Origin of the sequence: Streptomyces umbrinus (assembly GCF_030817415.1) — a bacterium.
In the GTDB taxonomy this organism is placed as follows: domain Bacteria; phylum Actinomycetota; class Actinomycetes; order Streptomycetales; family Streptomycetaceae; genus Streptomyces; species Streptomyces umbrinus_A.
The window spans coordinates 450,879-464,640 of record NZ_JAUSZI010000002.1 but is presented as its reverse complement, the minus strand read 5'-3'; the positions used below and the strand labels follow the sequence as shown (position 1 = coordinate 464,640).

Sequence of the window (13,762 nt, the reverse complement as noted above, 5' to 3'; positions counted from 1 at the left end):
GTACAAGGGAGTCGGGAGCACTACACGCGAGTCGGGCGCACGCGCCATGCCGTCTGCCCGTCCCGCCCTCGACGAACGAACCGGGCATCCTCTTGACGTGCTCCCTGGCTAAAGTGCAGGGATTCCGGCCTGGGCCGTGTGGCCCTTTCGGGGGCTTCCTGTTTCAACGCGCTGTGCCGGGACTTTCGTCCTGGTCTTACCCACGCTCCACGAGGCGTTTAGCGTCTCCGCCCGTCCGGCGGCGACGATACGGCGTCCCTCGGAGAGGACGTTGAGTGCTGCGTTGCGGTCGCGGTCGTGCACGGTGCCGCACTCGCAGCACGTCCACTCCCGGACGTGCAGGAGTTTGGGGCCGTCCCGAAATCCGCAGGCCGAGCAAATCTGAGAGGACCGGAAAGTGCGGGCCCCCTTGGCGAAGGTGCGGCCGTGCTTGACCGCCTTGTACTCCGGCATGGCGACGAACTTGGACCATCCCGCGTCGTGCACGGACTTGGCGAGCCGAGTGCGGCCGAGGCCGGACACCGCGAGATCTTCCCCATAGACCGCTTGGTTGTCGCGAATGATCCGCGTGGAAGCCTTGTGGTGCCAGTCCCGGCGCCGGTCCGCCACCTTGGCGTGCTGGCGTGCGACCTTGATGCGGGCCTTGGCCCGGTTCTTTGAGCCCATGGCCTTGCGGGACAGCTCTCGCTGAAAGCGCTTGAGTTTCTTCTCCGCCCGCCGCAGGAAGCGGGGGCTGTCGCAGGACGACCGCCGACACGTCGGCGAGCCAGGCTCGTTCCTCGGTGCGCTTGGCTTGAGTGATGCGAAGCCGGGACAGCTCCGCCGACTTCACATACGGCAGCCCTGCCGCGTGTGCTTCCTTGCGGTCGCGCAGGCAGTCGTTCCACACCACGCTGAAGTTCCCCCCGCGAACTGGACAGCGGGTGTTTACGCTGCCGGGGCGAGGTTCTGCCTGAGCAGGGATCTCGTTTCGAGCGGGGTGACGTACCCGTAGTCGGGGTGCCGACGGAGTCGGCTGCGGTTGTACTCGACCTCGATGTAGCGGAAAACGTCGGCCCGGGCCGCCTCGCGGGTCTCCCACACGGTCGTCCCGATCTCCGCTTTCAGGATGGCGAACCAGCTTTCCGCGGCGGCGTTATCGTAACAAGAGCCGACGCGTCCCATCGACTGCCTCATGCGCAACTTGCCTATTTCGGTGCGGAATTCGTCACTCGTGTATTCACTGCCGCGATCCGTGTGCATGATGCAGCGGTACTCCAGGCCGCCACGCCCGGCCGCCATCCGCAGGGCAGCGACCGGCAGCTCGGCGCGGTGGTGGTCGGCCATCGCCCAGCCGACCACCTCCCGCGTCGCGAGATCGATGCAGGTCGCCAGATACAACTTGCCTTCCAGCGTGACAAGTTCGGTCATGTCTCCGACCAAGCGCATCCCGGGCCGGGGTGCGGTGAAGTCCCGGCCGATCAGGTCGAGCGCGAACACCGCCCGCTTCGCCTGCCGGGTCAGGCCCCGACGCCGGCGGCGGGTGATCCCGGCGATCCGGTGTTTGCGCATCAGCCGCTCGACCTTCTTGGAGTTCACCGCCCGCCCGGCCCGCCGCAGGGCGGCGTGGACACGCGGGGCCCCGTAGGCACCGCGAGATCCGGCATGCAGCACCCGGATCTCGCCCACCAGCACCTCCTCGGCCCGCTCCCGCACCGCCCGGGCCGGCCCTGCCGCCCTGTGCGCGTAGTAGGTGGAACGGGACACCCCCAGCACACGGCACAGAAACGCAACGCTGTGACCTGCGAGATTCCCCTCCGATGCCTTCTCCGCATCGATGAGGTGACACCGTGCCGCGGTGCCTACCTCATCTTGTCCTGAGCGAAGAAGGCGGTCGCTTTTCCCAGAACCTCGATCGTGGCCTCCTGCTCGCGGACCTTCCGCCGCAGCCGGACCAGCTCCTCACGCTCCGCAGTGGTCAAAGCCCCGGCGGGCCCCTCACCGCGGTCGATCTTCGCCTGCTTCACCCACCCGCGCAGCCCTTCCGGACTCACGCCCAGATCCCTCGCCACCTCGGTGACCGTCTTCTCCGAGGACAACGCCAAGGCGACCGCGTCCCGCTTGAACTCGGCCGTGTACCGCTTACTCATGTTGCTCTTCTGGCTCACTACCTGTGACTGCTTCCTCCGGGACCATCCGTCCCAGTATCAAGCTGTCCGACCGGCAGGGGGAACCTCACGCGGGCGCACCCGAACGCCTGGGCCAGCGCTCGGCGCTGGGTGGCATCCGGACAGACCCGGTAGTTGTAGCGGAGCTGCATACCAAGATCCTAGGCGAGGCCGGCACATTGTTTCGGCGGTGCATGTGCATTTGGTCTTCGTGACGAAGTACCGACACGGAGTCTTCGACAACCCGAGACCGACAGGCTGCGAGTGATCATGCGCAAGGTATGCGAGGACTTCGAGTCGGAGCTGAAGGACTTCAACGGGGAACGCGATCACGTCCGTATCCTCGTCAACTGCCCACCCAATGCCGCCGTCTCCAAGCTGGTCAGCAACCTCAAGTGGTCCCCGCCCGCCGGATACGCCAGGAGTTCACCGGCCGTATCAACCACGCCATCATGCACGGATACCTGTGGTCGCCCTCGTACTTCTTGGCATCTTGCGCCGGAGTACCGTTGGAGATCGTCCGTCACTACATCGAACAGCAACAACGCCCGCTCTAGAGTGCAGGTCAGAGCAGTCCTGAGATGCATTCATCCCCGGCGCAAACACCGGGGCTTCCGGCAAGAGTCCCGGTCTGGAGTTTAAGTGACCACGTACGTCATCACCGTTCCCGGCACGTTCGTCCGCAGCGTCTCCGACGCGGCGCGCTCTGAGATCGAGGACAGGCTCAGGCCTCGTGATCCGCAGAACACGGACCTGGGCGAGAGCGAGGGGCTGAGCCTGCTGACCGTCGAGGAGGGTGGCATGTTCTCGGCCAGGATCGAGGTCGTGGCGGCGGACCGCTCCAGTGCCGAGAGCGAAGCGGTGGGGCTGGTGTCGAAGGCTCTGCGCGACAGCGGATTCGCCGAGGACGACGCCCCGCTGGGGCAGGCGGTCGTGACCGGTATCGACAGCGAGTTCTGAGGAAACACAGCCTCGCAGCTGGCTCGTATCCGCGTCGAAGTCCGCTCTGAGGTGTGTGCCGAGTTGAGATCACGGGTTTGGCTGCATCGACAAGATCAAGGAGTGACGCGGGCTGGCCTCCCGCTACGACAAGACCCCGGTCAGCTACCTCGCCGTGCTCCACTTGCGCGGCGCGGTCATCTGGCTCCGCGGCTCACCTGAGGATCTCAGCTGACTCGGCACACGCCTGATGCCACACCGCAGCGGACCGATGGAGCAGCCACGTGTATCTACATGGCGTTCCTGTGTGCCCGTGCCAAGACCGTCATCAAGCGATTCTCGTCCCCTGCGGGATGTCGGCGAGCTTTGGCAGCAGGCGTGCCGCCGCGGCGATGTCGGCGGTGAGGTCACGGTCGGCCATTTCCTGCGTTAGGTTGTCAAACAGATCGTCCAACCGGGCACCACGCAGTCGCAACGCACGTACGGCGGTGACGAGTTCACATGCCAGCACAGTCCGGTAGTCGTCCGCCGCGGTCAATGCCTGCCGCGCACCGTGCGAAGCGAAACTCGCGTCTTCCTCGACGCCGCGCGACAGCGTCACGGTCTGGACTGCCGTCGGCATGGCGAGGGCTCTCAGCGAGCCGAGCGCGGAGGCCGCGACGTACTCGCAGGCCATCACACCTGACGCGCCCGCGGCCCCCGCCCCGAGGAACGGCGTCAATCCGGTGAACGCGGGCTCGGTGAGCATGGACACTCGGGCCATGGCCAGCTGCGCCGACTGGACTGCTGCCGAGACGGTCGCATCGACTGCCTGCGCCAGGTACGCGGCGTGGAAGCCACCGTGATGGGCGACACCGTGACCGGGCAAGAGTGCGGGATTCTCGGACGGGGCGTTCGCCATGCGGCAGACGACATCGTCGAGGTGGGAGAGGGCGTCGATGAACGCGCCGTGCACCTGCGGCATGCTGCGCAGTCCCAGCGGGTCCTGGATGCGCGTGGGTACTGTCACCGTGGAGACGAGCCGGCGCATCGACCGGCAGACCTCGCGTGCCCCGCTGAACGGCGTCACCCGCTCGACGACCTCGGCGAACGCCTCAGGATTGCCGTCCACCGCCGCGAACGTCAGCGCCGCCACCGTGATCGCGGACCGTGACAGCGAAGCGAGCGAGGCGTGGGCGAGCGCAGCATCTCCGATCGCGGCGGCGTTGCTGTTGATGACCGGCATGGCGTTCTTCGGGCCGCACGTGACCGGTGCCAAAGGCGCCGTGGACGTGGGGACCTCTCCGAGCAGCGCGAGGATGGTGACCGCGAGCGCCGGGAGGTCACCGGTGCCGATGCTGCCCACCTCGCGTACGGGCGGCAGTGCGTTGGCCGAGAGCATGACCACCAACCCGTCGAGGAGATCAGGCGCTGCCCCGCTGCCGCCGGCGGCGAGCTGATTGAGGCGTACGGCCAGCATCGCGCGTATGCGTTCCGGGCTCCGGAGCGGTCCCGCGGATGTGGCGTGGCTGCGCAGGAGGGCCAGGGCATGTGCGTTCGCATCGGCGATGGCGATGTCGCGATTGGCGCCCACACCTGTCGATCTGCCATACACCACGCGTTCGGCGCTGATCTGCACCGCGTGTTCGAAGGATCGCGCAGCCCGGGCTCGGGCCTCGTCGGCGAGCCGGACAGAAGCCTCCCCGTATGCGAGGGCCGCAATGTCGGAACTGTTCAGATTGATGCCGTCGACGGTGATCAACAGGCCTCCAGTCGATACGGGGAGATCAGACTTGGGACGGTGCTGTACAGGTGGCGTCGTGGGCGACTGGGCGACCGCCCCGCGAGCCCTTCCAGCCCTTCCAGCAACTCCGGATCCATCACCATTCCGACCGCATCCCAATGGGCGCGGGCCACCGTGGAGTCCACGCCGACCAGGTTCACATCCACCAGCTCCCACGCGCCGGTCTCGGCGATCATCGCCTCAGGCACGCGCCAACGGGTCTGCTGCCGGGCCACCCACTGGCGCGGGCCCTATCGCCAAACCGAGATCAGAACCGAGAACATGCCCTGGCGCTGAAGACCGAGTCGGAGATTGCCCTGCGCCGAGCGGATCAGCCTTCGCGCAGCGGCTGAAAGTGTTCGTCGGCGGTGATGAACTCACAGCAGGCAATGGTCAATTCAAGCCGTTGTCTTGTCACTTCCATGACAACCCTGTGCGAGTGGTGTCACTCTGCTGTGGAACATTCACTGTTCGTTCACATCGTCACACCTGTCACACCTCCCATGTCCCCCACTCGTACATCCCCGCACCCTCACGTCGTACGCGTCGCCGCGTCCTCGGGCGCCCTGCGCGTGTCGGCCGGTGCGGAGCTCCTTCCCGCTCCACCCCCCCCATTCCGGACCGGCTGCACCCAGTCGGTCCGCTCGCCGTCGGCCCTCACCAGGGGCCGGCTGTCGCAGGAGGAGAAGACCTTGTCCGGGTATCACCGTTCCACCCACCGGCGCAGACGCGCCGCGGCCCTGGCCCTCACGACCGCGAGCTCGCTGCTCGTCCTTGGTGTCCAGGCCGGACCCGTGTCCGCCGCACCCGCGGATCCCGGTTCCTCGAAGATCACCGCCACGCCGCGTGCCGGTGCGGCCCAGACCGAGCTGTCACCCGCCAAGCGCACCGTGCTCCTCAAGAGCGCGACCGCCAACGCCGGCGACACGGCCGATCAGCTCGGCCTCGGCTCGCGGGAGAAGCTCGTCGTCAAGGACGTCATCAAGGACGCCGACGGCACGACCCACACCCGGTACGAGCGCACCTACGCGGGACTCCCGGTCCTCGGCGGTGACCTGGTGCTGCACGTGAAGAACGGCCGGACCACCACGTCCAAGGCCACCGGCGCCACCATCACGGTGCCCACCACCACGCCGAAGATCTCCGCGGCCCGCGCCGCCACCAAGGCGCTCGCGATCGGCAAGGCGGCCGACGTGGAGCGCTCCGAGGTCGAGGGCAAGCCTCGGCTCGTCGTCTGGGCCGCCGCCGGGTCCAAGCCGGTCCTGGCCTGGGAATCCGTCGTCGAGGGGGTCCAGGAGGACGGCACGCCCAGCGAACTGCACGTCGTCACCGACGCGGCCTCCGGCAAGGTCGCCTCGAAGTACGAGAGCGTGCACACCGGCACGGGCACGGGCCAGTACAACGGCTCGGTCGCGGTCGGCACCACGGCGTCCGGTTCGTCGTACCAGATGGTCGACGGCGATCGCGCGGGCCAGCGCACGTACGACCTGAACCAGGGAACCTCCGGCACCGGCACACTCTTTACGGATGACAACGATGTCTGGGGCGACGGCACCCCGGGCAACCGGCAGACCGCCGGTGTGGACGTCGCCTTCGGCGCGGCCGCGACCTGGGACTACTACAAGAACGTTTACGGCCGCAACGGCATCCGCAACGACGGTGTCGCCGCCTACAGCCGCGCCCACTACGGCAACAACTACGTCAACGCCTTCTGGCAGGACTCCTGCTTCTGCATGACGTACGGCGACGGGTCGGGCAACGCCAAGCCGCTGACCTCGCTTGACGTGGCGGCCCACGAGATGACCCACGGCGTCACCAGCGCCACCGCCAACCTGACGTACTCGGGGGAGTCGGGCGGCCTGAACGAGGCGACCTCCGACATCTTCGCCGCGGCGGTGGAGTTCAACGCCGGACTGGACGCCGACGTCCCCGACTACCTGGTCGGCGAGAAGATCGACATCAACGGCAACGGCACCCCGCTGCGGTACATGGACAAGCCCTCCAAGGACGGCCAGTCCCGCGACAACTGGGACGCCTCGCTGGGCGGCATCGACGTCCACTACTCCTCCGGTCCCGCGAACCACTTCTTCTACCTGCTGTCCGAGGGCAGCGGAGCGAAGACCGTCAACGGGGTGAACTACGACAGCCCCACCGCCGACGGCGTCCCGGTCGCGGGCATCGGCATCGAGAACGCGGCCGCGATCTGGTACCGGGCGCTGACGACGTACATGACGTCGTCGACCAACTACGCGGGTGCCAGGGTCGCGACCCTGCGGGCCGCGGGTGACCTCTTCGGTGCCTACAGCGACACCTACCTCGCCGTCGCCGCCGCCTGGGCGGGCATCAACGTCGGCGACCGCATAGCGCTGGGCGTCAACGTCTCCCCGATCGACGACCAGACCTCCGGTGTCGGCCAGGAGGTGTCCCTGCAGATCGACGCCTACACGACCAACGCGGACGCGACGCTGACCTATGAGGCCACCGGCCTGCCCGACGGCCTGACCGTCAGCGACAGCGGGCTGATCTCCGGGGTCCCGACCACGACGGGCACCAGTGACGTCACCGTGACGGTGACCGACAGCACGGGTGTCGCCGTGTCGGACACCTTCGAGTGGCGGGTGGCGTACGTCTACGGCAACTCGACCCGGGTCGACATCCCCGACGTCGGTGCCGTGGTCGAGTCGCCCGTCACCATCACGGGCCGTCCGGGCAACGCCTCGGCGGCCACGGAGGTGTACGTCAACATCGTGCACACCTACCGGGGTGACCTGACGGTCGATCTGGTCGGACCCAACGGGACCGTGTACTCGCTGCTGAACCGCAGCGGCGGCGCGGCCGACAACGTGGACCAGACCTTCGTCGTGGACGCCTCGGCGCAGCCCGTCGAGGGCACCTGGAAGCTGCGGGTGCGTGACGTGGCGTCGATCGACGTGGGCTACATCCAGCAGTGGAGGATCACTCCCTGACGCATGCCCGCTCTCACGCCCGCCCGGACCGAGCCAAGGTCCGGGCGGGTGTTCGCGTCGCACCTTCCAGTCGTACGTTCCGGTCGCCCGTTATCGCTGTGGCGTGTCCGGTATCGCCTCTAGCCTCGGTGGTAGAGATGTCCCTCGGGGCTCCGGCCACGGAGGCAGCACAGGAGAGGCGGACCGATGGACTACTTCGATCTCGGCACCCACAACCGGCCCGTGACGACATCGTCCGCCGAGGCCCAGAAGTGGTTCGACCGCGGCCTGGTCTGGTCGTACGCCTTCCATCACGAGGAAGCCGTCTCCTGCTTCGAGGCGGCCGTGGCGGCCGATCCCGACTGCGCCATGGCCCACTGGGGCATCGCCTACGCCCTGGGCCCCAACTACAACAAGCCCTGGGAGTTCTTCGACGGCGAGGACCTGGCCCGTACCGTCGACCGCACCCACGCCGCCGTCGAGCTCGCACAGCAGAGGGCGGCCGGCGCCACCCCCGTCGAACAGGCGCTGATCGACGCGCTGCGGGCCCGCTATCCGCAGGCGGAGGCGGTCGAGGACTGCTCGGTGTGGAACGAGCCCTACGCCGACAGCATGCGCGCCGTGTACGAACTCGCCCCCGACGACCTCGACATCGCCACGCTCTACGCCGACGCGCTGATGAACCTCACCCCGTGGCAGCTGTGGGACCTGCGCACCGGAGAGCCCCCCGAGGGCGCGCGAACGCTTGACGCGAAGGCGGTCCTGGAACGGGCGATCGCCACCGAGGCCGGGGCACGCCACCCGGGCATCCTGCACATGTACATCCACCTGATGGAGATGTCCTCGGCCCCAGAAACCGCGCTGCCCGTCGCGGACCGGCTGCGCGGACTGGTCCCCGACGCCGGCCACCTGCAGCACATGCCCACACACCTGGACGTGCTCTGCGGCGACTACCGGCGCGTGGTGTCCGACAACAGCACGGCGATCGTCGCCGACGAGAAGTACCGCGCGCGGGCCGGCGCGATGAACTTCTACACGCTGTACCGGTCGCACAACTACCACTTCAAGATCTACGGCGCGATGTTCCTCGGCCAGTCGCAGACCGCCCTGGAGACCGCCGCCCAGCTCGAAGCCTCCATCCCGGAGGACCTGTTGAGGGTGCAGTCCCCGCCCATGGCGGACTGGCTTGAGGCATTCCTCGCCATGCGGGTCCATGCGCTGATCCGGTTCGGCCGCTGGTCCGACATCGTCGAACTGCCGCTGCCCGCCGACCCGAAACTCTACTGCGCGACGACCGCGATGCTCCACTACGCCCGCGGTGTCGCGTTCTCGGCCACCGGCCGGATCGAGGAGGCCGAGGCCGAACGCGAACTGTTCCGCGAGGCGGTCACCCGGGTTCCGGAGACGCGGATGCTGTTCAACAACACCTGCGCCGACATCCTCGCGATCGCGTCGGCGATGCTCGACGGCGAACTGGAGTACCGCAAGGGCAACCACGAGGCCGCCTTCGCCGCCCTGGAACGGTCCATCGAACTGGACGACAACCTCCCCTACGACGAACCGTGGGGCTGGATGCAGCCCACCAGGCACGCCTACGGCGCCCTGCTCCTCGAACAGGGCCGCGTCGAGGAGGCCGAAGCCGTCTACCGGGCCGACCTGGGCCTGGACGACACGCTGCCTCGCGCGTTGCAGCACCCCGGCAACGTCTGGGCGCTGCACGGCTTCCACGAATGTCTCGTCCGTCTGGGCAAGACGGGGGAGGCGGAGATCGTGGCCCAGCAACTGAAGATCGCCACGGCGTTGGCGGACGTACCGGTCGAGGCGTCCTGCTTCTGCCGCCTCGAAGCGGTCAACGGCGGTGCCGACGGCGGGTGTTGCTGAAGGGGTGAGGCAACGTCCTGGCCACCCCCGGAAGTGTTCGGTGCGGTCACTCCTGCGTGACAGTGAGGGCGATGAGTGAGGCAGGGCGCGCGGCCGATGTCATGACCCGTAGTGCCACGTAGCGGGCGGTGCGGTCGGTACGCAGGACGCCACGCGCCGACAGCCGCGCGGCGCCACTGTACGTACGGCCGTCGAGGCTGAACTCGACCTGGGACGCCGGGGCATGGCCTCCTCGCCACTGGGTCCGGATCTCGGTGATGTGCTGTTCGGCACCCAGGTCGACGACCATGCGACCGTCGGGACCGGGCTTCCATGCGGTGCCCGCGTCGCCGTCTACCGCGGCCTTGGGGTCCGTCATACCGGGTGGCAGCGGCGCGGTCGGGAAGGTGGTGCGGCCGAGTGCCAGGTCGGCGAGGGGGTAGGCCGTGGCGCGTGGCACGGTGACGGTGGTCGTGCGGCCCGCCCGGACCGTGGCATCGATGCTCTTGCCCTGTGCCGAGACGGTGACGTGGCAGGAGGGGCCGGTGAGTCGTACGGTCCGGCCGTCGCGCACCTCGGCGCGGAGTCCGACAGGAATGCGGCCGCCGGAGAGGACCAGGCGCGCAGGCGCCAGGGCGGCAGAGGCGGCGGCCAGTTCGGCGTGGAAGGCCGTGCCCGATTCGGTGACGGTCTGAACGCCTTGGTAGAGGCGGATTCCCGCGGCAGGCGAACCCGGGACCGTCACGGTGGTGCTCACGGAGTCCGAGGAAAGGTTGAACAGGGTCAGGTAGTGGTCGGTGAGGGCTGCCTTCACCTCTGCGGACTGCGTCGAGGGGGCCTTGCGGGCGGCCGCGGTACGCAGTTCCTCGGGCGTCGCGCGGGGGAGTGCCTCGATGAGCACGCTGTCGGCCGGTCCGTCGGAGAGGACGACCGTGTCTCCGTACACCGAGATCGGGTTGGTGCCGCCTCGTACGAGGAGACCCGCGCGGCCGTCGATGTCCAGCCATCCGCCGCGGCTGGTGAGGTCCGGTCGCGGCCAGGCGCCCAGTTCGGTCCACTGCTGCCCGTCGACCGATCCCTGTATCCGGTACGCGCGGCCCGCCGCGGCCTCCCAGCGAAGCGTCACCCGGTCCACGTCCCGGGACACGCCCAGGTCGACCGCGATCCAGCTGTCCGCCCGCGGACGGTCCGCGCGCGAGACCGCCCAGCGGCTGGTGGCGTTGCCGTCGACGGCGAGCCTGGGCTCCTTGCCCGGGTCGAAGGAGGAGGCGGAGGCTGTCGAACCGGTCTCGCGCGCCAGGTCGGGGCCCGAGGCTCCGTCGCGTATCTCGAAGGCGTACAGCGAATAGCCGTACGACGGGTCGGGGCGCACCCCGAGCATGCGCAGATGACGGAACCGGGCGCGAGGAAAGGTGAGTTCGTCGACGCGTGGGCCGGCGGACGTGCCACCGCTCCGGGCCACGACCGTTGTGCTTCCCTCGGCCGCCCGATAGGTGCGCTTCCCGTCCAGCCCCGGCATGCCGGGCATGGTCAGGTTGCGCACCTGCAAGTGGCCCTCGCCGTACGCCGTCCCGGAGCTTGCGTACACGACGGCGCCGGACGGCAGCGTGGTGAACCCCGCGTACCCCCGGTCCAGCGTGAGCAGGCTCGCGCTGCCGTCGAACCCGTCCCGCGTCCGCGAGTAGGTGACGACCGAACGCCCGGTGACCTTGGCGCCGGTGCTCGGCAGGAACATCGGCGTCGGACCGCTGAGTGCGAACAGCCAGTCGTCATGGGCCGGTTGCCAGGCGAACTTCACGAAGCCGGATTTGCTGACCGCACCGGACCACGCGCCCGGTGACTGATGGGAGACGAGGCCGGGCCCCGGGCCGTAGTCCGTGACGCCGCTGGCCCGCTCGAACAGCTCGCGCTGTGACAGGGGACGTACGGGTGCCTGCCCCGACCGGGCCCGCCACTCGTGCAGCAGGTAGCTGATGGCCAGTTCGGCCCGGGCCTCCGGCTCGTACTTGGACTCGCCCGAGAACTTCGCGAGGCGGTACTGCGGCGGGTACTGCTGATACGCCTCCAGGCGCTCGGCCAGGGCCACTTCACAGCGGGCCGCCGCCCGGTCGCCGACGACCTGGGCCAGGAAGGCGAGCGGAATGACGTCCCGTCCGTAGAGGTGCTCGCGATCGGCGACCATCGGCATCAGGGGCTCTCCGGCGTCGCTCATCACGCCGAGCAGGGTGCGCCACAACGGCCCGGCGTTCGGCTGTGCCGTGAACACCTCGGGCAGAGCGCGGGCCGCGGCGAGGAAGTGGGCACTGTTGCGTCCCGAAGTACGCCAGAGCTCTTCCTGATAGTGCGGGCCGAACGAACCGTGGTTCTCGACGATGAACGTGTCATAGAGGTTCTGAGCGGTGTTCGCGCTGACGGCGACCCCGTCCACGCGGGCCGGGTTGGCCAGGTCGGCGGCCGGCAGCCCCGCCTCGTTGCGGCTCCACCGGCCGAACGCGGCGCGCCAAGTCTCGTACCGCGGATCGTCGCTCGCCCACGCCAGACCGGGAGCCAGCGACTGGGTATAGACCCCCATCTCCTCCAACTTGGTGTCGCCCTCGAATCCCCCGGTCAGGCCGTGCGGCGTCCAGCCACCGGAGTCGGGATCGTCCCCCGTGCCCAACTGCGTGGTGAACTGCGCCTGTTCGCGGGCGATGGTGTCGACGTTGCGGCGCGTCACCTCATCGAGGTCGTCCCACAACAGGCGGGCCGCGAGCACGAAGTACGACTGGAACGTGGTGTCCCAGAACAGCCGCCGCCCCCACTTGGTGCCGCCGGTCAGCCGGTTGGACGCCGCGAAGTGCTTCACGGTGGCGACGGTCCTGGCGCGCAGGGTGTCCTTGTCGACTCCGGCACGCTCGGCGTCGTACGGGCCCCGGGTCAGCAGGACGGCGTTGCCGAGTACGACGGCGAAGCCGAAGTCCTTGTCGGTGTAGTGGCCCTGGGCCGGATCCCATTGCTGCTCCGACCACCGGGTGTGGGAGAGCAGGACGCGGTAGTACGTGTCGGAGACAGGGTCCACTCCTGGGGCGGCCGCGGTTGTCGCTGCCGAGGCCCGGCCCGAACCCATGGCGAGGGGGAGGCCGGTCACGATGCCCGAAGCGCCGAGGAGTTGCATGGTTTGACGGCGGGTGAACCCCACGGCGCGCTGCGACATGGACGCGACCTTTCGACAACGTTGTCAGAGTGTGCGGTCATTCTGTGGTCGCCCCGTCCGCACGTCAAGACTCTCGGAGTTCCCTGCGGCACTCACCGCGTTCGGGCACCTGCCGACGGGGCGACGTACATGAACGGCGGCAAGCTGACCGGCCGCATGGAGGAGTGCTGCTCCTGCATGGCCATCCGCGCGGTCAAGTTCGGCCTGGACCCCGGCGACGCGAACAAATGGCCCGAGGGGGTAGGGCGCCTGGCCTGGGTGGAACAATTGTCCGGTGGGGGTCCGTGATCTCTCAGAATCGCTCATTCCTGCGAGTGTGAAGCGTGACGCCTTCAGGACCGGGACGCGGAGGAGGCGGTGGTGCCGGCACGGGAACGGTTGGCGCGGATCTCGTCGTGGTGGTCGGCCGCCCAGCCGATCAGCTGCTTGACGATCTCGTTCAGGCCGCCGCCGAGCGGGACGAGCGCGTACTCGACGCGCGGTGGCACCTCGGCGTAGGCGGTACGGCTGATCAACCCGTCCTCTGTGAGTTGGTGAAGGGTGTGGGTCAGCATGCGCTGGGAGATGCCCGGGATCTGGCGCTGCAAGTCGGTGTAGCGCGTCGGGCCGCCCTCCAGGACGGCGATGATCAACATGCTCCACTTGTCGCCCACCCGGTCGAGCACCTGGCGGATGAAGTCCATGTGATCGGCGGGGATGCTCGCGCACGGCCCGACCGAAGCCGCCATCCCGATGCCCGCACTGTCCTGCATAGTGCCCGTTCCTCTCCGTCGCGGACACCGATGTGCCTTTTGTGTCGCCTTCGACGCTGGCACATCGTGGCGTTACGAACAAACAGTAGGAATTGGAGGAGATCATCAGGCCGTCAGCACATGCATCACGACGCTGGGGAGGGCGGTCCTTGGGTGCTGACGGG

General features: G+C 68.5%; 11 protein-coding genes and 2 pseudogenes. 5 read left to right on the top strand and 8 right to left on the bottom strand.

Annotation, left to right across the window (positions count from 1 at the left end; genetic code table 11):
- Nucleotides 1–108 precede the first annotated feature (108 nt).
- From QF035_RS02760 to QF035_RS02745, 4 genes and pseudogenes are all read right to left on the bottom strand, one after another.
- Entirely contained in the window at nt 109–681 is a 573-nt protein-coding gene (locus tag QF035_RS02760) for an RNA-guided endonuclease TnpB family protein (protein ID WP_373466916.1), read from the bottom strand.
- A gap of 246 nt (nt 682–927) precedes the next feature.
- A pseudogene (locus tag QF035_RS02755) lies at nt 928–1,827 on the bottom strand (IS3 family transposase); the annotation flags it as partial.
- A 14-nt stretch (nt 1,828–1,841) separates the two neighbouring features.
- Nucleotides 1,842–2,129, bottom strand: a complete 288-nt coding sequence (locus QF035_RS02750; protein ID WP_123471932.1) for a transposase — start codon at nt 2,127–2,129, stop codon at nt 1,842–1,844.
- Nucleotides 2,130–2,146: 17 nt separating this feature from the next.
- Nucleotides 2,147–2,299, bottom strand: a complete 153-nt coding sequence (locus QF035_RS02745; protein ID WP_307517890.1) for a helix-turn-helix domain-containing protein — start codon at nt 2,297–2,299, stop codon at nt 2,147–2,149.
- A 26-nt stretch (nt 2,300–2,325) separates the two neighbouring features.
- Here QF035_RS02745 and tnpA point away from each other — a divergent pair.
- Both tnpA and QF035_RS02735 read left to right on the top strand, forming a co-directional pair.
- Nucleotides 2,326–2,704 (top strand): annotated as a pseudogene (tnpA, locus tag QF035_RS02740) (IS200/IS605 family transposase).
- Between the two features lie 85 nt (nt 2,705–2,789).
- Nucleotides 2,790–3,107: a hypothetical protein gene (locus QF035_RS02735; RefSeq protein ID WP_307517889.1), complete on the top strand. Its 318-nt coding sequence runs from the start codon at nt 2,790–2,792 to the stop codon at nt 3,105–3,107.
- A 307-nt stretch (nt 3,108–3,414) separates the two neighbouring features.
- On the opposite strand, the gene QF035_RS02730 is transcribed toward QF035_RS02735, so the two are convergent.
- Nucleotides 3,415–4,827, bottom strand: a complete 1,413-nt coding sequence (locus QF035_RS02730; protein ID WP_307517888.1) for an aromatic amino acid lyase — start codon at nt 4,825–4,827, stop codon at nt 3,415–3,417.
- On the bottom strand, nt 4,824–5,045 hold the full coding sequence (locus tag QF035_RS02725) for a hypothetical protein (protein ID WP_307517886.1): 222 nt from the start codon (nt 5,043–5,045) through the stop codon (nt 4,824–4,826). The genes QF035_RS02730 and QF035_RS02725 overlap by 4 nt, the downstream gene beginning before the upstream one ends.
- 495 nt (nt 5,046–5,540) lie before the next feature.
- Between QF035_RS02725 and QF035_RS02720 the strand changes: the two genes are divergently transcribed.
- Together QF035_RS02720 and QF035_RS02715 are read left to right on the top strand one after the other, a co-directional pair.
- Nucleotides 5,541–7,814: a M4 family metallopeptidase gene (locus QF035_RS02720; RefSeq protein WP_307517884.1), complete on the top strand. Its 2,274-nt coding sequence runs from the start codon at nt 5,541–5,543 to the stop codon at nt 7,812–7,814.
- A 186-nt stretch (nt 7,815–8,000) separates the two neighbouring features.
- Nucleotides 8,001–9,674: a hypothetical protein gene (locus QF035_RS02715; RefSeq protein ID WP_307517883.1), complete on the top strand. Its 1,674-nt coding sequence runs from the start codon at nt 8,001–8,003 to the stop codon at nt 9,672–9,674.
- A gap of 46 nt (nt 9,675–9,720) precedes the next feature.
- Here the strand turns inward: QF035_RS02715 and QF035_RS02710 are convergent, their stop codons facing one another.
- A complete protein-coding gene (locus QF035_RS02710; RefSeq protein WP_307517882.1) occupies nt 9,721–12,846 on the bottom strand; it encodes a discoidin domain-containing protein in 3,126 nt (1,041 codons plus the stop codon).
- Between the two features lie 129 nt (nt 12,847–12,975).
- Here QF035_RS02710 and QF035_RS02705 point away from each other — a divergent pair, with 129 nt between their 5' ends.
- The gene (locus QF035_RS02705; protein WP_307517880.1) at nt 12,976–13,134 is read left to right on the top strand and encodes a hypothetical protein; all 159 of its coding nucleotides are present in this window, start codon (nt 12,976–12,978) and stop codon (nt 13,132–13,134) included.
- A 44-nt stretch (nt 13,135–13,178) separates the two neighbouring features.
- On the opposite strand, the gene QF035_RS02700 is transcribed toward QF035_RS02705, so the two are convergent.
- Nucleotides 13,179–13,598 (bottom strand): winged helix-turn-helix transcriptional regulator, encoded by a 420-nt coding sequence (locus QF035_RS02700; RefSeq protein ID WP_307517879.1) that lies wholly within the window; start codon nt 13,596–13,598, stop codon nt 13,179–13,181.
- Nucleotides 13,599–13,762: the final 164 nt, after the last annotated feature.

Excerpts from the sequence above, each read along its gene's own strand:
- QF035_RS02725 (WP_307517886.1), bottom strand. The coding sequence starts at position 5,045 with ATGATCGCCGAGACCGGCGCGTGGGAGCTGGTGGATGTGAACCTGGTC.
- QF035_RS02710 (WP_307517882.1), bottom strand. The coding sequence starts at position 12,846 with ATGTCGCAGCGCGCCGTGGGGTTCACCCGCCGTCAAACCATGCAACTC.
- QF035_RS02705 (WP_307517880.1), top strand. The coding sequence starts at position 12,976 with ATGAACGGCGGCAAGCTGACCGGCCGCATGGAGGAGTGCTGCTCCTGC.
- QF035_RS02750 (WP_123471932.1), bottom strand. The coding sequence starts at position 2,129 with ATGAGTAAGCGGTACACGGCCGAGTTCAAGCGGGACGCGGTCGCCTTG.
- QF035_RS02715 (WP_307517883.1), top strand. The coding sequence starts at position 8,001 with ATGGACTACTTCGATCTCGGCACCCACAACCGGCCCGTGACGACATCG.
- QF035_RS02700 (WP_307517879.1), bottom strand. The coding sequence starts at position 13,598 with ATGCAGGACAGTGCGGGCATCGGGATGGCGGCTTCGGTCGGGCCGTGC.
- QF035_RS02745 (WP_307517890.1), bottom strand. The coding sequence starts at position 2,299 with ATGCAGCTCCGCTACAACTACCGGGTCTGTCCGGATGCCACCCAGCGC.